We start from the raw sequence: 21807 nt of genomic DNA, 5'->3' as shown, positions 1-21807 counted from the left end.
GTCAGCAGCATGCATGACGTTTAGACTCACGAAAAGTGAATAATATTAACCAAGTTGTTTACGAGAAGAGAATATGGATTTAGTACAGCTCCGCATGTTCTGTTCCGTGGCCGAAACCGGCTCACTGGCGCGCGCCGCCGAAATGCTGCATCGCGTGCCGTCTAATCTCACCACGCGACTGCGACAGCTGGAAGAAGAAATCGGCGTCGATCTGTTTATTCGTGAGAAGCAGCGCATTCGTTTGTCGCCGATGGGCCACAATTTCCTCAATTATGCGCAGCGCATTCTGGCGTTGAGCGACGAGGCGCTGAACATGGCGCGCGCCGGTGAACCCGGTGGTAAATTTGCCTTCGGTTCGATGGAGAGCACCGCCGCCACTCGCCTGCCGGGATTGCTGGCCGCCTACCATCAGCGCTTCCCCAACGTCGCGCTGTCGCTGGTGACCGGCACCTCAGGCGATATCATCGATAAAGTGCGTGCCGGCACGCTGGCGGCGGCGCTGGTGGACGGTCCGGCCAGTCATGACGATCTGAATGGCTGCATTGCCTTTCGTGAAGAGATGGTGCTAATCACCAGCCTCGAACACGCGCCGATTCACAGCGCCCGCGATACGCAGGGCGATACGCTGTTTGCCTTTGGCAACAGCTGCTCGTACCGCACCCGGCTGGAGTCCTGGTATCGCGACAGCCAGAGCGCACCGCACAGCGTTATGGAGATTCAGTCTTATCACGCCATGGTCGCCTGCGTAGCCGGCGGCGGCGGCGTGGCAATGATTCCCGCCTCGGTGCTGGCGCAGATGCCGGCCCGCGCGCGCGTGCAGCAGCACAGCCTGCCGCCGACCTGGCGCGACACGGCCACCTGGCTGATGTGGCGCCGCGACGCCTTTACGCCCAACGTTGAGGCGCTGAAGTATCTGATTATTGAAATGTTTGATGACCGCCCGCTCAACGATGAACTGCTGCATCCGCTGCAGGCCGCTGAGTAAGCGTTATTTTTTATCCAATCACGACATCACAGGAAGAGGGATTGCATGAACATGATTAAAACCCGCGCGGCCGTGGCCTGGGCTGCTGGCGAACCGCTGAAGATTGAAGAAGTGGATCTGATGCCGCCACAGAAAGGGGAAGTGCTGGTGCGCATCGTTGCCACCGGCGTGTGCCATACCGATGCTTACACCCTGTCCGGTAAAGATCCGGAAGGCGTATTCCCGGCGATCCTCGGTCACGAAGGTGGCGGCGTGGTTGAAGCGGTGGGCGAAGGCGTTACCAGCGTGGCGGTCGGCGATCACGTGATCCCGCTGTACACGCCAGAGTGCGGCAAGTGTAAATTCTGTCTCTCCGGCAAAACCAACCTGTGTCAGGCAATCCGCACCACGCAGGGCAAAGGGCTGATGCCCGACGGCACCACCCGCTTCTTCAAAGACGGCAAGCCAATCTTCCATTACATGGGCACCTCGACCTTCTCTGAGTACACCGTCGTACCGGAAATCTCCCTGGCGAAAATCAGCAAAGAAGCGCCGCTGGAAGAAGTGTGCCTGCTCGGCTGTGGCGTAACCACCGGCATGGGCGCGGTGATGAATACCGCCAAAGTGAAAGAAGGCGACACCGTGGCGATTTTCGGCCTCGGCGGTATTGGCCTGTCGGCGATCATTGGGGCGAAAATGGCGAAGGCCGGTCGCATCATCGGTATTGATATCAATACCAGCAAGTTTGACCTGGCGCGCAAACTGGGCGCAACCGACCTGGTTAATCCGAAAGATTTTGCTAAGCCAATTCAGGAGGTTATCGTCGAGATGACCGACGGCGGCGTGGACTTCTCGTTTGAGTGTATCGGTAACGTCAACGTGATGCGTTCCGCGCTGGAGTGCTGCCATAAAGGCTGGGGCGAATCAGTGATTATTGGCGTTGCCGGTGCCGGCGAAGAGATATCTACCCGACCATTCCAGCTGGTTACCGGTCGCGTATGGCGCGGGTCGGCGTTTGGCGGCGTGAAAGGACGCACTCAGCTGCCGGGCATCGTGCAGGATTACCTCGACGGTAAGTTTGCGCTGAATGATTTCATCACCCACACCATGCCGCTGGAAGAGATCAACGAGGCATTTGAGCTGATGCATGAAGGCAAATCGATCCGTTCCGTGGTGCATTTTAATAAATAAGCAGGAGGCGACATGGCATCCACTCTGGAGCTGCTGGAAGAACACCGTATTTTTGGCGGCTGGCAGCAGCGCTGGCGTCATCAGTCGGCCGTGCTCAACTGCCCGATGACGTTCAGCATTTTTCTGCCACCGCCGCGCGACGACGCGCCACCGCCGGTGGTGTGGTTTCTCGCCGGGCTGACCTGCAACGATGAGAACTTCACCACCAAAGCCGGTGCGCAGCGCGTGGCGGCCGAACTCGGTCTGGTGCTGATTATGCCGGACACCAGCCCGCGCGGCGATGCAGTGGCCAATGACAGCGGGTACGATCTGGGCCAGGGTGCCGGGTTTTATCTCAATGCCACGCAGCAACCGTGGGCGGCACATTATCGCATGTTCGATTATCTCAGCGAGGAGCTGCCGGCACTGGTGGCGGATAACTTCAAGCTGAGCGATCGCCAGTCGGTAATGGGGCATTCGATGGGCGGCCACGGCGCGCTGGTGCTGGCGCTGCGCCTCGGCGGGCGCTTTGCGTCGGCGTCCGCGTTTGCGCCAATCGTCAACCCGAGCGAAGTGCCGTGGGGACAGAAAGCCTTTGCCGCCTATCTGGGCGACGATCGCCAGACGTGGCGCGAGTGGGATAGCTGCCTGCTGATGCAGAACGCTGAACATCGCCTGCCGGTGCTGATCGATCAGGGCGATAGCGATCAGTTCCTCGCCGATCAGCTTCGCCCGGAGCGGCTGGAAGCGGTGGCGCGCGAGCGGAACTTCCCGCTGGAGCTGCGAATCCAGCCGGGGTATGACCACAGCTACTTCTTTATCGCCAGCTTTGTGGAGGACCATCTGCGGTTCCACGCGCAGCATTTACTGGCGTAGTGCACTTCTCTGCCCCTCTGATGCTGAGGGGCAGAACGTGTCTGGCGTCAGGCCAGCGATTCCGCCACCAGCCCATCAATCATTACCTGCGGCATGCCCTGTGAGCAGTGCTCAATGCGGCCGCGCACGCCATACACCTGCGCCAGCGTCTCCGGCGTAATCACCTGCGACGGCACACCGTCGGCCAGCAGTTGCCCCTGCTTCAGCATCAGCGCGTGATCGGCATGACGCAGCGCGATATTGATGTCATGCACCACCACCACCGTCACCATGTTGCGCAGCCGGGTTTCGCGCCGCACCAAATCCATTACGTGGAATTGATAATTCAAATCCAGCGCGCTGAGCGGTTCATCCAGCAGCAGCAGTTCCGGACGGCGAATCAGCGACTGCGCCAGCCCGACCAGCTGCTTCTGGCCGCCGGACAGCTGATCGAGATAACGCATCGCCAGATGGGCAATGCCCAGCTGCTCCAGCAGGTGCATGATTTCTGCTTCACTGGCGGCGCTGTGTAATCCGCCGGAGGCACGCTGCGCCACGATGATCGACTCCAGCACGTGCAGATGCACACCGGCTGGCAGCGTCTGCGGCAGATAGACCACGCGCTGCGCGCGCCGGGCAAACGGCTGGCTCATCAGCTCTTCACCATTGAGCCACAGCTCGCCCTGCCCTTTGCTCAGACCGGCCAGCGCGCGCAGCAGCGTCGATTTGCCGCAGCCGTTGGGCCCCAGCAGCACGGTGATTTTGCCGCGTGGCAGCTGCGTGACATTGAGATCCTCGATGACGTTCCGCTTCGGGTAACCGGCGTAAAAGTGGCTGACGCGTAAGCCCTGCTCCATCACACTGTCCCCCGATGCCGCAGAATAATGCTGAGAAAGAACGGCACGCCCACCAGCGAGGTGACGATGCCGACCGGAATGATAACGCCGGGAATGAGGTTTTTCGAGGCCACCGACGCCAGCGACAGCACCAGCGCGCCGGTCAGCGCACTGGCCGGCAGATAGTAGCGGTGATCTTCACCAAACATCATGCGCGCAATGTGCGGCGCGACCAGGCCAATAAAGCCGATTGGGCCGACGAATGCCACCGCCAGCGCTGAGAGAATGCTGATGCGCAACAGCGTCGCCAGCCGCAGACGCCGCACATCAATGCCGAAGCTCACCGCGCGATCTTCACCAAGGCGTAGCGCCGTGAGTTTCCAGCTGCTGAGCATTGAGAACGGCAGCAGAATGGCAAAGGCGGCGCTCAGCACGCCCAGTTTTTCCCATGAAGCACGCGCCAGACTGCCCATGGTCCAGAACACCAGGCCCTGCAGCGTATCTTCGCTGGCGATGAACTGCATCATCGAAACCAGGGCGTTAAAGGTGAACACCAGCGCGATGCCAAACAGCACCACGCCGGAGGTTGAGACTTTGGTCCAGCGCGTGATGCCATCCAGCATCAGCGCGGCAAACAAGGCGAAGACAAAGGCATTGGCGGAGATCAGCCACTGGTCCGGCACGCCGGGAATACCGATGCCGAGAATGATCGCCAGCGCGGCACCAAACGCCGCTGCCGACGAGACGCCGAGCGTAAACGGGCTGGCCAGCGGGTTATTGAGGATGGTCTGCATTTCAGCACCGGCGAGGCCGAGTGAGAAGCCGACCACCACCGCCATCAGCGCATACGGCAGACGGATGTCCCAGACGATCACGCGCGTGCCGGCGTCCACCGCTGCGGGATGGAGCAGCGTTTGCCACAGCGTGTCGAGAGTCAGGCCGGCCGGGCCAAGGGTGAAATCGAGGATAACTGAAGCGAGGATCGCCAGCACCAGCACACCAATCAGCAGCAGTCGCTGACGCAGAACCTGACGATAACGGGTCAGGGTATCGGCTTCGGTGCCATGTTCCGCCACCAGCGCGGAGTCCGTACTACGCATTGTTCTACCTGTTTCCTGTCGCCTTATAACGGCTGCCACAATAGAGCAGGTGATAATAATTATCAATGCTGTCTCTGTAACAAAGCCCGAATGGTTTGCGCCAGGTTTGCATAGCGTAATAGATCGCAAAAAAAACGCGGCCGGGGCCGCGTTGTCAGGCATTACAGCCTGTTTGCCAGCGCAATAAATTGCGCCGCTACAGAGGGTTACACCGGTTTGTAGCGGCGCGATTCATCGCGCAAAAACGCCTCCAGGCAGCGTTGTCAGGCATTACTGCTTAAAGGAAGGGAATTCCATCTCGCTGTATTTCACGAAGCGGGTGCCGCGCGTCAGCTTATAGCCCAGCCAGATCACCAGGAACAGCGGAATGCCGATATAGGTTGCGGCTACGCCGTACCAGTCGATGCGATCGGCGAGGAATGCCTGATAATTCTGCCCCAGCGTAATGATCAGACACAGCGCGAACGCAAACATCGGACCCAGCGGGAAGAAGCCGGAGCGGTAAGGCAGATCGGCCAGATTCAGCCCCTGCGCCACATAGCCGCGGCGGAAGCGATAATGACTGATAGCAATGCCGAGCCAGGCGATAAAACCGGTCATCCCTGACGTATTCAGCAGCCACAGGTACACTTCCTGATTGCCAAATTTCGAGGTCAGGAAGCACAGCGCTGCCACCACCGTGGTCGCCAGCAGGGCATTGCGCGGTACGCCGCCTTTCGACAGTTTTGCAAAAATGCGCGGTGCCTTGCCTTCCTGCGCCAGGTTAAACAGCATACGCGTTGAGGCGTACATGCCGGAGTTACCCGCCGACAGCACCGCCGTCAGGATCACCGCGTTCATCACCGCCGCCGCGGACAGCAGACCGGCATTCTGGAACACCAGCGTGAACGGGCTGACGCTGATATCGGTGACATCGTTATGCAGCAGCTGCGGATCGGTATACGGCAGAATCAGGCTGATGATCAGGATCGCGAACACATAGAACAGCAGAATACGCCAGAACACCTGGCGCACCGCGCGCGGGATATTCTTCGCCGGGTCTTCTGATTCACCGGCGGCAATCCCGATCAGTTCGGTGCCCTGGAAGGAGAAGCCGACAATCATCGCCACGCCAATCATCGCCGCAAACCCGCCGGCAAACGGCGCATCTCCCACCGTCCAGTTGTGCCAGCCTGCATTTTCTGCGCCACGCAGGATGCCGGTAATCATCAGCACACCGACCACAATAAAAATGATAACGGTGGCGACTTTGATCAGTGAGAACCAGTATTCCGCCTCGCCGAAGCCTTTGACCGAAATGTAGTTGAGCAGGAACATCAGACCAAGGAACAGCGCGCTCCAGATCCAGCCTGGCGTGTCCGGGAACCAGTAGTTCATCACCAGCTGTGAGGCGACGAGGTCAACGGCGATGGTCACCGCCCAGTTGTACCAGTAGTTCCAGCCCAGCGCGAAGCCAAAGCCCTCTTCGACATATTTGGCGCCGTAGGTGGCAAAGGAACCGGAGACCGGCATAAACGCCGCCAGTTCGCCGAGGCTGGTCATCAGGAAGTAGACCATCAGGCCGATTAGCGCGTAGGAGAGTAACGCACCGCCAGGACCCGCCTGAGAGATAGTGGCACCCGAGGCGACAAACAGGCCGGTGCCGATAGAACCGCCAATGGCGATCATGGTGAGATGGCGCGCTTTTAATTCACGGCGCAGCCCAGGTTGTTGTGTTGTTTTTGAGTCATTATGCATGTGTAAACGCTATGCTGGATAAAAATAAGGCGCGATTGTAGCAGCAAAGCCTGCACTGTATAGCATTCGCCTCGGGTTATTAGTTACCTTCATAATCGGCCGGGAATTATTAGCCACAGCACAGGGCAGACCGCAGCTATTCCCGGCAATAGGCGAGGAAGCGGCTCAGCGCTTTCGACAGATGTTTCTGCCGGTGATGGATGCGATACAGGGTGCGCGTCAGGCGCGGCAGAGGCACCGGCACTTCCGTCAGCGTACCCGCCTCCAGCAGATCGGCAATCACCCGGCGCGATAAGCAGCTGATGCCCATGCCGTGGCGCACCGCGTGTTTAATCGCCTCCGAGTTGCCCAACTCCATCCCCAGCTGAAACTGCGGCAGGTGCGACAGCAGCAGGTAATCGACAATCTCACGCGTACCGGAACCGCGCTCGCGCAGGATCCACGGCGCAGCGGCCAGCGTCGCCAGCGTCACCGGCTGCTGTAACAGTGTCGCATCCGGCGCGGCGAACACCACCAGTTCATCTTCCAGCCACGGTTCGCTGATGATATCCGGCTCATGGCACGGCCCTTCAATCAGGCCAATGTCGACGCGAAAATCGGCCACCGCATTGATGGCGTCCTGGCTGTTGCCAACGCTCAGCTCCAGCGGCAGCATGGGAAAATCGCGGCGATACGCGGCAATCATCCCCGGCAGCAGATAGTTGCCGATGGTGCTGCTGGCAAACAGGCGAATCGCTCCGTTGTCCTCTTTAAACAGCTGTTCGATCTCAATCGCCTGCTCCAGCAGCCCGACCGCACGCGGATAGAGCAGCCGGCCGTGCTCGTTGAGCACCAGCCGTTTACCGACGCGGTCGAACAGCTGTACACCGAGCTGACTTTCCAGATCGGCCAGGGCCGCGCTGACCGCCGACTGCGACAGCGCCAGCACCTGCGAGGCCTGAGTGGTGGAGCCGCTTTTCAGCACCTCGGTAAACACTTCAATCTGACGCAGCGTAATGTGCATGCGTGCTCCTTACATGGCGTACCGCTTCACCAGATAGATCACCACCGCCAGCCAGATCAGCAGCATCAGAATCAGGCCGCTCCAGCTGACGATCTTTTTGCCGCGCGCCCGTTGCACCTCGGCGCGTTCGGCGCTGCTGATGCGCACGTCGCGCGGCAGCAGACGCAGCAGGATCATCACGCCAAGCGGGATGATAATCGCGTCATCCAGCAGGCCAATAATCGGGATGAAGTCCGGAATCAGATCGATGGGGCTGAGCGCATAAGCGACGATGCCAAACGCCAGCAGCTTAAACCACCACGGCGTACGCGGATCGCGACAGGCAAACCACAGCGTCAGCACGTCCCGTTTGATGAGCTTCGCCCAGCGGCGCAAGCGCATGAACATTGTTGCCCTTCCTTATCACTTATTCCGGTTGATTATAAATATATTATCAATTTCACTTTTAAGCCAGCCAGGCGCACGCTAAAGCCTCACTGAGGAGAAGCGTATTATGGCTGAACTAAGCGTCAACAAAACCCCTTTTCATGTTCATCGCTGGCTGCCGGGACTGCTGCTGACCGCCGCCATCGCCGCAGGTGCCGCGTGGCTGGCCAGTCAGCCGTGGCTGGCTGGCGCGGGATTCGGCGCGCTGACGCTGGCCATCATTATCGGCATCGTGCTGGGTAATAGCCTGTATCCCCGCGTTGCGACCCCGTGCGACAGTGGGGTGCTGCTGGCCAAACAGCGACTGCTGCGACTCGGCATCATTCTTTACGGCTTCCGCATCACCGTGCAGCAGATCGCCGATGTCGGCGTCAGCGGCGTGCTGATTGATGTGCTGGTGCTAAGCTCAACCTTTCTGATCACCTGCCTGATCGGCATCCGTGTACTGAAAATGGATCGCGAAACCGTGTGGCTGATTGGTGCCGGCAGCAGCATTTGCGGTGCGGCAGCGGTGCTGGCAAGTGAACCGGTGATCAAAGCCGCACCGTCGAAAGTGGCGGTCGCGGTAGCCACCGTGGTGCTGTTTGGCACCGTCGGCATTGTGCTGTACCCGTTTCTCTGGACGCTGCTGCCGCAGGTCAGCGCGCAGCACTTTGGCGTCTTTACCGGCTCGACGCTGCACGAAGTGGCGCAGGTGGTGGCGGCCGGCCATGCGATGGGCGCGGAAACGGAGAACACCGCGGTGATCGCCAAGATGCTGCGGGTGATGATGCTGGCACCGTTTCTGCTGATCCTCGGCAGCTGGCTGCAGCGCCAGCGCAGCCACCAGCGTCAGGCACAGCAGCCGATCCGCTTTCCGTGGTTTGCCCTGCTGTTTATTGTGGTGGCGCTGTTTAACTCGCTGCATCTGCTGCCACCGCCGGTGGTAGCGGGACTGAATCAGCTGGCGAATCTGCTGCTGGCGATGGCGATGGCGGCGCTGGGCTTAACCACCCGTTTCGGCGCGCTGAAGCAGGCGGGCGTCAAACCGCTGCTGCTTGGTCTGCTGATGTTTATCTGGCTGATTCTCGGCGGCGGCGCACTGAATGTGCTGGTGCAACATTTCATGGCGTAAGCGCATCCGCTATCATGGGCGTTTTGCATCAGCAATCGCCCATTCAGGAGAGCGGCATGAAATATATCGGCGCACACGTAAGCGCATCCGGCGGCGTAGACCAGGCAGTGATCCGTGCCCATGAAATCGAAGCCACAGCCTTTGCGCTGTTCACTAAAAATCAGCGCCAGTGGAAAGCCGCGCCGCTCTCTGCGCAGGTGATCGACGCTTTTAAAACCGCCTGCGATCAATACAACTTTAGTGCCGCGCAAATCCTGCCGCACGACAGCTATCTGATTAACCTCGGCCACCCGGTGATGGACGCGCTGGAGAAATCGCGCGAGGCGTTTATCGATGAGATGCAGCGCGCCGAACAGCTTGGTCTGACGCTGCTCAACTTCCATCCCGGCAGCCACCTGCAGCAGATTGATGAAGATGCCTGCCTGAAGCGCATCGCCGAGTCGATCAATATTGCGCTGGATAAAACCCACAACGTGGTAGCGGTGATTGAGAATACCGCCGGCCAGGGCAGCAACCTCGGTTTCCGCTTTGAACACCTCGCGGCGATTATTGACCACGTCGAGGATAAATCGCGCGTCGGCGTATGCATCGACACCTGCCACGCCTTCGCTGGCGGATATGATTTACGCAGCGAAGCTGCGTGTGAAGCCACCTTTGCCGAGTTTGAGCGCGTGGTGGGCTTTCAGTATCTGCGCGGCATGCACCTCAACGATGCCAAAAGCACGCTCGGCAGCCGCGTGGATCGCCATCACAGCCTCGGCGAGGGCAACATTGGCAAGACCGCGTTTAGCTGGCTGATGAAGGATGCGCGTTTTGACGGTATCCCGATGATTCTCGAAACCATCAATCCGGATATCTGGAAGGATGAAATTGCCTGGCTGAAGGCCGAGCAGCAGGCGTAACGGGTTTCACCGGGGCCTGTCGCCAATAAAAAAAGGGAGCCGCGGCTCCCTTTGTTGTCCCTGGCTGCCGTTACGCGGCTTTGGCCAGTTCCTCTTCCGGACGTTTCAGAATCGCATAGCCCAGACCCGCAATCAGCGTACCAATCACAATCGCCAGCAGGTAACCCAGCACCGGCGTAATGGCGCCTGGAATCAGCAGGACGAACAGTCCGCCGTGCGGCGCCATCAGTTTGGCCCCCATCGCCATAGAGATCGCACCGGTCACTGCGCCACCCACGATACAGCATGGCAGCACGCGCATCGGATCTCGCGCCGCAAACGGAATGGCACCTTCGGAGATAAAGCACAGGCCGAGTACCAGCGCGGCTTTGCCGCCCTCCTGCTGACCTTTATTGAACTTACGACGCGCTACCAGCGTTGCCAGCCCCATCGCCAGCGGTGGCACCATACCGGCCGCCATGATCGCGGCCATCGGCGCGTAGGTTTGCGAACTCAGCAGACCAACACCAAACGCGTAAGCCACTTTGTTCACCGGACCGCCCATGTCGGTACACATCATGCCGCCCAGAATCGCGCCCAGCAGGACCGCGTTAGCAGTGCCCATGTTCGCCAGCCAGCTGGTCAGGCCGCTCATGATGCCAGCAACCGGTTTGCCTACCACGTAAATCATCAGCAGGCCGGTAATCAGACTGGCCACTAGCGGAATGATCAGAATCGGCTTCAGCGCTTCCATACTTTGCGGCAGCTTCACTTTGCTGCTCAGCAGTTTCGCGGCGTAACCGGCGATGAAACCGGCGATGATGCCGCCAAGGAAACCGGCGTTGATGCTGGTGGCGATCATGCCGCCAATCAGACCTGGCGTCAGGCCCGGACGGTCAGCAATCGAGAAGGCGATAAAGCCCGCCAGCACCGGCACCATCAGCGCAAAGGCGCTGCCGCCACCGATCTGCATCAGCGCCGCGGCTAAGGTGCCCTGCTCTTTAAACGCGGTAATCCCAAAGGCGAATGACAGCGCAATGCTCAGACCGCCGGCGACCACCATCGGCAGCATATAAGATACGCCGGTCAGCAGATGCCGATAGGCACCGGCTTTCTCTTTGCTGTCGCTCTGGCTGGCTGCCGCCTGGTTGCCGGAAGGCTGCCAGACTTTGGCTTCCGCCTGCGCTTTATCCAGCTCCTGTGCGGTTTTCTTCAGCGCCAGACTGGTGGAGGTGCGGTACATCGGCTTGCCGGCAAATTTCGCCAGGTCAACGTCGATATCCGCCGCAACGATCACCAGATCGGCCGCAGCCACTTCTTCCGGGGTGATCGGGTTGCCAGCGCCGACTGAGCCGCGGGTTTCCACTTTTACCCACCAGCCGCGCTTGCTGGCTTCCGCCTCAATCGCCTCGGCTGCCATGAAGGTGTGCGCCACGCCGGTCGGACAGGCGGTGACGGCCACAATACGTTTCTGCCCGGTGCTCTGCGCCGGTGCGCTTGCCGCCGGTGTCGCCGGGGTTGCCGCAGCCGGCTGCCACGGTTGCGCCGCATCTTTAGCCAGCGCCAGCGCCGCCTGCGGATCGCGCAGCGCCTGCTGCACGTCCACGAGGGCAACGGACTTGCCGGCGAGCTGCGCGTTGTCGGTAACCTGCTGGCCAATCACCAGCACCAGTTCGGCGTCCGCGGCGCTGTCGACCAGCGTCAGTCCTGCCTGCCCTGCCGCCGCCTGCAGACGTTCCGAGGCTAAATGGCCCGATGCCAGGCCGAGTGACGAATCTTTTATCAGCAGCGTTTTCATTATCGCTCTCCTGCTGTTAGTTAACGGGTTGTAAGTCGACGCGCGCCATCATCGCGGCCAACTGGGTACGATCGGTCACGCCGACGTTGCTCTGGCTGACGGCCATGGCCGCCACCGCCGTCGCCAGACGCAGCGTGTGTTCACTGGATTCCCGCATCAGCAGGCCATAAATCAGGCCGCCAACCATCGAATCTCCGGCGCCTACGGTGCTGACCACTTCACACGCAGGCGGTTTGGCGATCCATTCGCCTGAGGCATTGACCCACAGCGCGCCTTCCGCACCGAGGGAGATCACCACGTGGGCAATGCCCTGCTCGCGCAGCTGGTGCGCGGCGTCAATCACATCCTGCAGCGTCGGCAGCTTGCGGCCGGCCCAGATCTCCAGCTCGCGGCGATTGGGTTTTACCAGCCACGGTGCCGCTTTCAGACCGGCCACCAGCGCTTCACGGCTGCTGTCAAAAATGATGCATGGGCAGTGGGTGCGCAGATCGCTCATCCATTTGGTGAACGCGTCCGGCGCAACGCCGGCTGGCAGGCTGCCGCTGACGCACACCATATCGAACTGACCCAGCCAGGTCAGCGAGTCGGCGGTGAAGCGGTCCCAGTCCTGTGGCGTGACGTCAAAGCCCGAGAAGTTGAGGTCGGTGACGTCGCCGTCTTTTTCCGTCAGCTTAACGTTAATGCGGGTACGGCCCTGCACCACCTGAAAACGATTAGCGATGCCGAGTTCGCTGAACAGCTGCTGAAAGCCGTCCTGATTCTCTTTGCCGAGGAAGCCGCCGACGGTGACGTCGATGCCGAGATCTTTCAGCACTTTGGCGACATTGATGCCTTTACCCGCAGCGTGCAGCCCGGTGGTTTTGACCAGGTTAACTTCGCCACGCTCGATCTCCGGCGTGTAGCCGACCAGATCGTACGCCGGGTTCAGGGTGATAGTGGCAACGCGACGACTCATGCTGCCCCCTCGCCCAGACCGCTATTAATGGCTTCTTCGATAGCGTGCAGTGCCTGCTGCGCATCGTCACCGCTGGCGGTGAAACGCAGACGATGGCCTTTCTTCACGCCCAGCGCGACCACCTTCATCAGGCTGCGCCCGTTAGCCGGCTTACCGCTGCCGTCGAGATTGGTCACGGTGATATCGCTGTTGAACTGCTTGATCACGCTCACCAGCGCGGTGCCCGGACGCGCATGCAGACCGTGCTCGTTGCGGATGGTGAATTCCGCGGTTAAGACGTCCGCAGCTTCATCCACTTCGCTGGTCAGCAGCGCGAGAATGCCTGCCGCGTCCGCCTTCAGCAGGCGTTCAGCCTGCTTGTTCAGCAGCAGATTGCTGAGGTAACCCAACACCTCAAGCGGGCGCTGATCGGTGGCGGCGACCGTCAGCAGCAGCGCTACCGGTTCGCCCTGATGTGTCAGCGGCGTCGCGCTGCGGCTCACTGCCACCGCGCTGTTGAGGTTGCCGTGCGTGCTGTCGCTCAGCCAGATGCCCTGACCGAGGCTGAGCGGCGCGTGCGAGACGACGTCCGCGACAAAGCTGGCGTCAACGGCACCGGCCGCCTGCAGACGACCAGCGTTCAGCGCCTGCAGCGTCATCAGATCGCTGGCGGCCACGTCAGTGGCGATCAGCGACGTATCGAACTGGAATTCAGCGGCCTGCTTTTCACCCATCAGCAGCGCGCGCAGCTCTTCAGCAGAGGCAGATTTCAGCTGCTCCGCGATGCTGTCATCGCTTAATACGTGGGTCAGCTGGCGCAGCAGCGCGAGGTGCTCGTCAGATTTGGCGGCAATGCCGATGGCGACGTACGCCGTCTGGCCATCGCCCCAGTCCACGCCCTGCGGGAACTGATAAACCTGCACACCGGTTTTCAGCACCAGATCGCGGGTATCGGTGGTGCCGTGCGGAATGGCGATGCCGTTGCCGAGAAAGGTGGTGGTTTGCTGTTCGCGCGCCAGCATGCCGTCGACGTAGCCTTCGGCCACATTTCCGGCCGCGGTAAGCGCAGCGGCAACCTGACGAATGGCCTGTTCTTTATCGGACGCGCTGGCGCCGGTGTGAATGGCCTGAACTTCGAGCTGGAACATATTTCTCCTCGCTTGCTGAAAGTGAATCGTTTCAGCCTGATGGCGAAAAAATACGCTGTGCGACACGGACTTAGCCGGGAGGACAACGCTGAAACGTTTCAGGGAATATGGTACAGCACCCGATTACAGGCAAGAAAATGCGCAATCGGCGTAGCAGATTTTTGATGCTCCGCACACTTCGCGGCGGATTTAGGATTTTTCACAGCGGGCGCGCTGACGGGTTGCTGTAACGCGGCACCTGCGACGAGCGTTCTGTTCAGCTCGCATCAGCTTAAACTCAGGGCGCGGTATCGGCTTCCAGCTGCAGCAGGTAGATCATGGCGTCGGCACGGCTGTTGCCGCACATCTCCGCCTGTGGCTGTAAACCGGCACACACCGCCGGACGCAGCGGCGAGCCAAAAATTTTGCAGCGCTGCTGTTCGTCAAGCTGAACGCAGCGGGTATTGGCCGGTTTGCCGTCAGGCATACCCGGAATGGGGGAAGAGATGGAGGGGGCTGTGCAGCAGGCACCGCACTGGTCTCGACATAACATCATGCGCTCCTGCAAAGATTAGCGGCCGACAATAGCAGTCTGCACCGCGGAATTCTATGCGCGACCAACAATTTTCACCGGCCTCACTTGCCTGTTTTTCACCGCGCGAGTAAGTTGGCGCGCATCTACCTGGTTATAGCGAGTCAAGCATTATGCCAAAGGCAAACGAAATCAAAAAAGGAATGGCCGTCACCTGGAACGGTAAACTGTTGCTGGTGAAGGATATCGATGTCCAGAGCCCGAGCGCGCGCGGTGCCGCCACGCTGTACAAGATGCGTTTCACCGATGTGCGCACCGGCCTGAAAGTAGAAGAGCGCTTCAAGGGTGACGACATTATTGATGCCATCCAGCTCAGCCGCCGCGCGGTGACCTTCTCATACATCGACGGCGACGAATACGTGTTTATGGATGACGAAGATTACACGCCGTACAGCTTTAAAAAAGATCAGATCGAAGAAGAGCTGCTGTTTATTCCGGAAGGCGGCATTCCCGGTATCCAGGTGCTCACCATGGATGGTCAGGTGCTGGCGCTGGAACTGCCGCAGACGGTAGACATGGAGATTGTTGATACCTCACCTGGCATCAAAGGGGCATCCGCCTGTGCGCGCACCAAACCGGCGGGCATGAGCACCGGGCTGTCGATTCAGGTGCCGGAGTACCTGAGCAATGGCGATCGCATCCGTATCCATATTGCCGAGCGTCGTTATATGGGACGCGCCGATTAAGCGCACGATTTTCTCCGGCGGCGGTTGATTGTTATAGTATAACAACAGCCTGCGCGCCGGATGCGGTTGTCCGGCGCGGCTATTTTAACGGAGTAAATCATGACGCGCGTGAACCTGATTACCGGTTTTCTCGGTAGCGGTAAAACCACCACCCTGTTACATCTGCTGGCGCACAAACCGGCCAATGAAAAGTGGGCCATTCTGGTCAACGAGTTTGGCGAGATCGGCATTGACGGCGCCCTGCTCGCCGACCGCGGCGCCACGCTGAAAGAGATCCCCGGCGGCTGCATGTGCTGTGTTAACGGCCTGCCGCTGCAGGTTGGGCTGAATATGCTGCTGAAGCAGACTCAGCCGGACCGCCTGATTATCGAACCCACCGGCCTTGGCCATCCCAAACAGTTACTGAATATGCTGCGTGCGGCGGTCTATCAGCCGTGGATCCGCGTGGACGCCACGCTGACGCTGCTCGATCCGCGTCAGTTAGCCGATACGCGCGTCACGGAGAATGAAAACTTTCGCGACCAGCTGATCGCCGCAGACATCATCATCGCCAACAAGAGCGACAAATGGGATGCGGAAGATCGTCAGCGGCTGGCGAGCTGGCAGCAGCAGCATTTGGGCGACCGTCAACTGGTGGAAGCCAGCTGGGGCAACATTGATCCGGCGTTGCTGAGTCAGCCGGCATTGGCGGATCGTGCGGTACCCGATGCCGCGCATCATCATCATTCGCCACGCCCGCAGGGGCTGGCGGCGCTGAAACTGGAAGGCGAAGCGCGCTGGCGTCGTGCGTTAAATGAAGGTCAGGGCTATGCTTCCTGTGGCTGGATTTTCGATGGTGACACGGTGTTCGATACCATTCCGGCTTTAGAGTGGGCGCGGCTTGCGCCGGTGGATCGCGTGAAAGGCGTGCTGCGTACCGCTGACGGTCTGGTCAGCATTAATCGTCAGGGCGAAGACCTGTTCATCGAAACGCGCCCGGTCACGCCGCCGGATAGCCGTATCGAATTGATCCACCATCAGGCCACCGACTGGAACGCCTTGCAGACTGCCCTGTTGAAGATTCGTTTAAATTAGCTGCGGTAGGTTTGCCCGTTATTTTTTTCTTTTTGAGTTACTTTTATGCGCACTACTCGTTTGATCACCATCCTGCTGCTGAATGCACTGGGTGTGATGCTATTTATGTCGTGGTATCTGCCGCCAGAGCACGGGTTCTGGTTCGCTCTCGACAAAGGCATCTTTTTTGGCTTTAACGACCAGATGGTCGACCATCACGGCTTTGCGCTGCTGGTGGCGATCACCAATTTCCGCGGTTTTGATGCGGTGTCGCTGCTGGCGATGGGCCTGCTCTATCTGTGGTTCTGGCGCCGCGAAACGCCGCAGGGCCGACGTCGTATGCTGGCGATTGGTATCACCATGCTGCTGACGGCGGTGATTCTTAACCAGCTGGGCCACCTGCTGCCGGTTAAGCATGCCAGCCCGACGCTGTTCTTTGATAACGTGCATCGCGTCAGCGAACTGACCGGTATTCCGGCAAAAGATGCGTCCAGAGACAGCTTCCCCGGCGACCACGGCATGATGCTGATTATCTTCGCCTGCTTTATGTGGCGCTATTTCGGCTTCCGCGCCTTCCTGATGGGCCTGCTGATTGTGGTGCTCTTTTCCCTGCCGCGCGTAATGGCAGGCGCGCACTGGTTTACCGATATCGCGGTCGGTTCGCTGTCGGTGGTGCTGGTGGGCCTGAGCTGGTGGTTATTAACACCGGCCAGCGACAAACTGGTGAACTGGCTCTATCGTTCGCTGCCCGGAAAATATAAACCCCAGGCGTAATTGTTTAGCGCGGGCGATTATTTCCTGTTTTTAAGATCGCCTGCGCTTATTTAATCCTGCAATAAATTATTAGCTAACTAAGCGTTTTCTGATAAAAGAAAAACCTATGCGTCAAATCGTCTGACAATGGCGTTATTCCTGGCCTGTCCAGTCAGAACCCTCTTAAAATCTCCCTTAGCGCCAGAATTAGCCGCTGTTCCTGCCGTTAATTGACGCTTAAATCGCTACCAGTTGTTGATAAAGTAACCGTTGTGTTACAGATTGATTTCACATCAAAAAAACCTATAAAAATTTATATAAAAGCACTCGCCACGCGGTCTGTAATCGGTTAACCTCAACTCCGATTACTACCGTGCAGCATAAAATTCGGTACCTTAAGCAACAAAAATGTGTGCATTAACACATTTTAGTAATTAAGGAATTGTCTTAGAGGGTCGCACTTATTAATCTCAACCCGTTTTGTCATCTGGCTGGCGACATTCTGTCGTAAGGACATCGAAGGAAAACACGTACAATGGTCAAGTCTCAACCAATTCTGAGATACCTCAGGCGGATTATTCCCGCAGTAGCATTAGCAACCCTCTTATCGGCATGTAGCAGTACCCATAACGGTCAGAACGCGAATAACGAGAATCATGAAGTTAACAACCAGAATGGTTTTTTACTTCAGGCGTCTCAGGACGAATTTGAACAAATGGTGCAGAACGTGGACGTTAAGTCCCGCATCATGGAGCAGTACAGTGACTGGAAAGGTGTGCGTTATCGCTTAGGCGGCGACACCAAACGCGGCATTGACTGTTCTGCTTTTGTTCAGCGCACCTTTCGCGAACAGTTTGGTTTAGAGCTGCCGCGTTCCACCTCGGAACAGCAGGACAGCGGTAAAGAGATTTCACGCAGTAAACTGCGTCCGGGTGATTTAGTGCTGTTCCGCGCCGGCTCCACCGGTCGTCATGTCGGCATCTATCTCGGCAACGACAATTTTGTACACGCGTCTACCAGCAGCGGCGTGATGATTTCCAGCCTTAACGACAGTTACTGGAAAAACCGCTACCGCGAAGCGCGTCGGGTACTGGCAAAAAACCCCAGTTAACCCCCTTCCTTCCTGATGTTCTCAGCCAGAGAATCTGAAAACGCTGCCCCGGCAGCGTTTTTTTCGTCTGCGGTTGCTTAAGCCAAATCCATGGCGGAAAAAGTAATTGTGAATCAAAAATATAACGAGACTTTTCGCGCAGCCTCGTTATATTCTCGTTGCCTTGAACCAGCACAGTTGTATGCGTTTTTATAATAAAAAGGGCAAGATCAGGGGAACCAACTCCATGCCACTGTCGGGGACGTTAAATCGTCATGCCAGCTACTCGCGGCGCATCGCCTGGAGTAGCGTAATTATTGGGGTCGCGTTTTTTATCCTGTTTGTCACCGTCCTGCTCACGCTGACCTGGCAAAAACGCGTCCAGCAACACCAGCAGCTGCTGGCTCACAGCCGTGACGATCTGCAACAGGTGATGTCAACCCTGGTCGAGAGCCTTTATCCACTGCAGCAATACACTCAACTCAGCTGCAACAGCGTCAACCGTGAGCTGACCTCTCGCGCCGCCTTTGCCGGCAACATTCGCGCGATATTACTGGTACGCGACGGCAACGCTTACTGCTCCTCGGCTACCGGCGCATTTCTGCTGGCCGCCAGCGCCATTTCACCCGATTCAGAGCTGGAGCGCGACCGTGATGTCCGCCTGCTGCCCGGCACGCCGCTGCAGCCCGCCAAACCAGCGCTGGCGCTGTGGCTGAAAAGTCCGGGAGCGAACGAAACCGGCATCCTCGCCACCATGAACCTCAGCATGACGCCTTACCAGCTGCTGGCCTCTTACCATCCCGAAATCACGCGCATGGCGCTGGTGGCAGGCGACAGCGCGCTGCTCAGCGGCACCAGCCAGGTGGTGCGCAGCCGCGATTTGCCGCCCGCCCTCACCGACCTGACGCTTGATGACGGCAGCATGCGCTTTGTGCTTTACGGCAGCACGCTGGCCTCACGCGATTACACGCTGGCTTTGCTGACCGGCCTGCTGCTGGCGCTGCTGGTTGCCGCAATCAGCTGGCTGCTGCTGTCGCTGCATCAGCGACCGGGACGTGAAATCCTGCTCGGCATCCGGCGCGGTCAGTTTCACGTTGAGTATCAGCCGCTGGTAACGGCACACAACGGCAAACCCTATGGCGTTGAAGCGCTGCTGCGCTGGACCCACCCGGTTGAAGGCATGATCCCACCCGATGTATTTATCAGCCACGCCGAAGCGCAAAACCTGATTATTCCTCTTACCCAACATCTGTTCAGCCTGGTAGCGCGCGACGCGCGTTTTCTCTGTCAGCAACTGCCGCGCGGCACCCGTCTCAGTCTGAATATGTCACCGCAGCATCTGGCATCGGCCAGTTTTCGCCGCGACGTCCAGGCGTGGATCGCCAGTATGCCCGCCGATCATTTTAACTATGTCTTTGAAATCACCGAGCGCACCATGGTGCGGGAGAAGAACGCCGGCGAAATCTTCGCCTGGCTGCATGAACACAATTTCAAGATTGCCATCGATGATTTCGGCACTGGCCATAGCGCGCTGATCTACCTGGAAAAATATCCGTTCGACTACCTGAAAATCGATCGCGGCTTTGTGCAGAGTATCGGCACCGAAACCGTAACTTCGCCGGTGCTTGACACCGTGTTGCTGCTGGCAAAGAAACTCAACCTGAAAACTGTGGCGGAAGGCGTTGAAACCGGCGACCAGGCGGCCTGGCTGGTTAATCGGGGCGTCACGCATCTGCAGGGGTATCTGTTTAGCCGCCCGCTGCGCCCGGAAAAGCTGATCAGCTACTATCAGAGCCAGGCCAGTTTGGGTTAACGTCACGTACCGCGCATGAAACTGCTACCATACAGTGCGGATTACCACAGGAGAGCGCCCCACTTATGCTGCTTCGTCTTGCCACAGCCCTACTGATGTGCAGCGCCATTGCGCCGGTGCACGCGGTCACTATCCATGAAAGCTATGCCTTTGCGAAGCTGGGCGAACCGAAATACGCGGTTAACTTCAGCCATTATGATTACGCCAATCCGGCGGCGCCAAAAGGTGGCAAGATCACTCTCGCCGTGGTGGGCACTTACGACAACTTCAACCGCTATGCGTCGCGCGGCAATCCCGGTATCGGCACTGACACGCTGTACGACGGCCTGTTTACCACCTCAGACGATGAGCCCGGCAGCTACTATCCGCTGATCGCCGAATCAGCACGCTATCCCAGCGATTATCACTGGATGGAGGTGTCGATCAATCCGCACGCGCAGTTTCAGGACGGTACACCGATCACCGCGCAGGATGTCGCCTTCACCTTCGGCAAATTCATGACCGAAGGCGTGCCGCAGTTTCGCGTGGCGTTTCGTGGCGTGCAGGTGAAAGCGCTGAACCGGCTGACGGTGCGCATTGAGATGCCCAAACCAGATAAAGACCTGGTGCTGAGTTGGATCACGCTGCCGGTGCTGCCGGAAAAATTCTGGCAGAACAAAAAATTCAATGAGCCGATTGGCTATCCGCCGCTCGCCAGCGGGCCTTACCGCGTCACTTCGTACAAATCCGGCCAGTTCATTCAATATAGTCGGGTGAAGAACTACTGGGCGGCCGATCTGCCGGTGAATCGCGGTCGCTTTAATTTTGATACCCTGCGCTACGACTACTATCTTGATGACAACGTGGCTTTTGAAGCGTTTAAGGCCGGTGCCTATGACCTGCGCGAGGAGAATTCGGCGAAGAAATGGGCCACACAATATCGCGGGCGCAACTTCACCAGCCACGCCATTGTGAAAGCCACCACGCCGAATGACGTCGCCACCGACACGCGCTGGCTGGCGTTCAATAACGAGAAAGCATTGTTTGCCGACCGCCGCGTGCGCGAGGCGCTGACGCTGGCGTTTGATTTTGAGTGGATGAACAAAGCGCTGTTCTACGGCGCTTACAAGCGGACCGACAGCTACTTCCAGAACACCGCTTATGCCGCCAAAGGCTATCCTGACGCCGCTCAGCTGGTCCTGCTCGCGCCCTACAAGGCGCAGCTGCCTGCCGAGGTCTTTAACAACGCCTACGCGCCGCCGCACTCTGACGGCAGCGGCTTTGACCGCAACAATCTGCTGCGGGCGATGGCGCTGCTGAAGCAGGCCGGCTGGCAGATCAAAAATCAGCAGCTGGTGAACGTGAAAACCGGCCAGCCGTTTCAGTTTGAACTGTTGCTGCGCAGCGGTTCTCAGAACGACTGGGCGCTGCCGTTCCAGCACAGCCTGGCACGGCTTGGCATTACGATGACGCTGCGTCAGGTGGACAGTTCGCAATATCTGCGCCGGCTGCGCGAAGGCGATTACGACATGATTCCGTCGCTTTATCAGGCGATGCCGTGGCCCTCCACCAGCCTGCAATATGTCTGGCAGTCGGATTACATCAGCTCCTCATGGAACACCGCGCGGGTAAAAGATCCGCTGGTCGACCATTTCGTGCAGCAGATCGTGGCGCATCAGGGCGATGAAAAAGCGCTGCTGCCGCTCGGTCAGGCGCTGGATCGCCTGCTGCTGTGGAACGCCTACATGATTCCGATGTGGTACAACGCCGAACAGCGGCTGGCCTGGTGGGACAAGTTTTCCCATCCGCAGATTAAACCGGCGTTTGCCACCGGGCTGGAAAACTGGTGGTACGATGTGAACAAAGCCGGTCGTTTACCGGCCGATCGACGCTGAG

20 protein-coding genes are annotated in these 21807 nt (G+C 58.8%); 11 read left to right on the top strand and 9 right to left on the bottom strand.

The features are described 5' to 3' along the window. Window positions 1–73 precede the first annotated feature (73 nt). The 3 genes from C1N84_RS06670 to fghA are packed head-to-tail and all read left to right on the top strand — an operon-like array spanning window position 74 to window position 3010. Entirely contained in the window at window positions 74–985 is a 912-nt protein-coding gene (locus C1N84_RS06670; protein WP_264442676.1) for a putrescine utilization regulator PtrR, read from the top strand. Between the two features lie 45 nt (window positions 986–1030). Continuing rightward, window positions 1031–2155 (top strand): S-(hydroxymethyl)glutathione dehydrogenase/class III alcohol dehydrogenase, encoded by a 1125-nt coding sequence (locus C1N84_RS06665; protein ID WP_021509276.1) that lies wholly within the window; start codon window positions 1031–1033, stop codon window positions 2153–2155. Window positions 2156–2167: 12 nt separating this feature from the next. Next, window positions 2168–3010: an S-formylglutathione hydrolase gene (fghA, locus tag C1N84_RS06660; RefSeq protein ID WP_276557012.1), complete on the top strand. Its 843-nt coding sequence runs from the start codon at window positions 2168–2170 to the stop codon at window positions 3008–3010. A gap of 47 nt (window positions 3011–3057) precedes the next feature. On the opposite strand, the gene C1N84_RS06655 is transcribed toward fghA, so the two are convergent. The 5 genes from C1N84_RS06655 to C1N84_RS06635 form a co-directional block, all read right to left on the bottom strand. Next, window positions 3058–3846, bottom strand: coding sequence for an ABC transporter ATP-binding protein (locus tag C1N84_RS06655; protein WP_141495207.1), 789 nt, complete (start codon window positions 3844–3846; stop codon window positions 3058–3060). Continuing rightward, window positions 3846–4925, bottom strand: a complete 1080-nt coding sequence (locus C1N84_RS06650; RefSeq protein ID WP_058757255.1) for a FecCD family ABC transporter permease — start codon at window positions 4923–4925, stop codon at window positions 3846–3848. Before C1N84_RS06650 ends, C1N84_RS06655 begins: the two co-directional genes overlap by 1 nt. A gap of 270 nt (window positions 4926–5195) precedes the next feature. Continuing rightward, window positions 5196–6662, bottom strand: coding sequence for an amino acid permease (locus tag C1N84_RS06645; protein WP_021509272.1), 1467 nt, complete (start codon window positions 6660–6662; stop codon window positions 5196–5198). Between the two features lie 136 nt (window positions 6663–6798). Further along, a complete protein-coding gene (yieE, locus tag C1N84_RS06640; RefSeq protein ID WP_264442667.1) occupies window positions 6799–7665 on the bottom strand; it encodes a DNA-binding transcriptional regulator YeiE in 867 nt (288 codons plus the stop codon). 9 nt (window positions 7666–7674) lie between these two features. Further along, on the bottom strand, window positions 7675–8052 hold the full coding sequence (locus tag C1N84_RS06635; RefSeq protein ID WP_058757253.1) for a YkvA family protein: 378 nt from the start codon (window positions 8050–8052) through the stop codon (window positions 7675–7677). 106 nt (window positions 8053–8158) lie between these two features. Between C1N84_RS06635 and C1N84_RS06630 the strand changes: the two genes are divergently transcribed. Continuing rightward, the gene (locus C1N84_RS06630; RefSeq protein WP_125309752.1) at window positions 8159–9205 is read left to right on the top strand and encodes a YeiH family putative sulfate export transporter; all 1047 of its coding nucleotides are present in this window, start codon (window positions 8159–8161) and stop codon (window positions 9203–9205) included. Window positions 9206–9261: 56 nt separating this feature from the next. Beyond that, the gene (nfo, locus tag C1N84_RS06625; RefSeq protein ID WP_058775787.1) at window positions 9262–10107 is read left to right on the top strand and encodes a deoxyribonuclease IV; all 846 of its coding nucleotides are present in this window, start codon (window positions 9262–9264) and stop codon (window positions 10105–10107) included. 70 nt (window positions 10108–10177) lie between these two features. Here the strand turns inward: nfo and fruA are convergent, their stop codons facing one another. From fruA to C1N84_RS06605, 4 genes are all read right to left on the bottom strand, one after another. After that, a complete protein-coding gene (gene fruA / locus C1N84_RS06620; RefSeq protein ID WP_132465072.1) occupies window positions 10178–11884 on the bottom strand; it encodes a PTS fructose transporter subunit IIBC in 1707 nt (568 codons plus the stop codon). Between the two features lie 16 nt (window positions 11885–11900). Then, window positions 11901–12839, bottom strand: coding sequence for a 1-phosphofructokinase (fruK, locus tag C1N84_RS06615; protein WP_021509266.1), 939 nt, complete (start codon window positions 12837–12839; stop codon window positions 11901–11903). Beyond that, a complete protein-coding gene (gene fruB, locus C1N84_RS06610; protein WP_058769932.1) occupies window positions 12836–13966 on the bottom strand; it encodes a fused PTS fructose transporter subunit IIA/HPr protein in 1131 nt (376 codons plus the stop codon). The genes fruK and fruB overlap by 4 nt, the downstream gene beginning before the upstream one ends. A gap of 277 nt (window positions 13967–14243) precedes the next feature. Further along, a complete protein-coding gene (locus tag C1N84_RS06605; protein WP_058757250.1) occupies window positions 14244–14498 on the bottom strand; it encodes a YkgJ family cysteine cluster protein in 255 nt (84 codons plus the stop codon). Window positions 14499–14650: 152 nt separating this feature from the next. Here C1N84_RS06605 and yeiP point away from each other — a divergent pair, with 152 nt between their 5' ends. The 6 genes from yeiP to C1N84_RS06575 all read left to right on the top strand — a co-directional run bounded on the left by yeiP (window position 14651) and on the right by C1N84_RS06575 (window position 21806). Next, the gene (gene yeiP / locus C1N84_RS06600; protein WP_394541811.1) at window positions 14651–15223 is read left to right on the top strand and encodes an elongation factor P-like protein YeiP; all 573 of its coding nucleotides are present in this window, start codon (window positions 14651–14653) and stop codon (window positions 15221–15223) included. Between the two features lie 99 nt (window positions 15224–15322). Beyond that, window positions 15323–16297 (top strand): CobW family GTP-binding protein, encoded by a 975-nt coding sequence (locus tag C1N84_RS06595; protein WP_021509262.1) that lies wholly within the window; start codon window positions 15323–15325, stop codon window positions 16295–16297. Between the two features lie 45 nt (window positions 16298–16342). After that, window positions 16343–17050 carry a phosphatase PAP2 family protein gene (locus C1N84_RS06590; protein WP_058769930.1) on the top strand — a complete coding sequence of 236 codons (708 nt, stop codon included), beginning with the start codon at window positions 16343–16345 and terminating at the stop codon, window positions 17048–17050. A gap of 514 nt (window positions 17051–17564) precedes the next feature. After that, entirely contained in the window at window positions 17565–18140 is a 576-nt protein-coding gene (gene mepS / locus C1N84_RS06585; RefSeq protein ID WP_031280047.1) for a bifunctional murein DD-endopeptidase/murein LD-carboxypeptidase, read from the top strand. 226 nt (window positions 18141–18366) lie between these two features. Next, window positions 18367–19932 carry a cyclic di-GMP phosphodiesterase gene (locus tag C1N84_RS06580; protein WP_058757525.1) on the top strand — a complete coding sequence of 522 codons (1566 nt, stop codon included), beginning with the start codon at window positions 18367–18369 and terminating at the stop codon, window positions 19930–19932. Window positions 19933–19997: 65 nt separating this feature from the next. Then, entirely contained in the window at window positions 19998–21806 is a 1809-nt protein-coding gene (locus C1N84_RS06575) for an extracellular solute-binding protein (RefSeq protein ID WP_336698129.1), read from the top strand. Window position 21807: the final 1 nt, after the last annotated feature.

It is taken from the genome of Pantoea sp. SGAir0418 (assembly GCF_043529865.1).
Note: the sequence above shows the minus strand (reverse complement) of the source record. Positions and strands in the feature narration are given on the sequence as shown.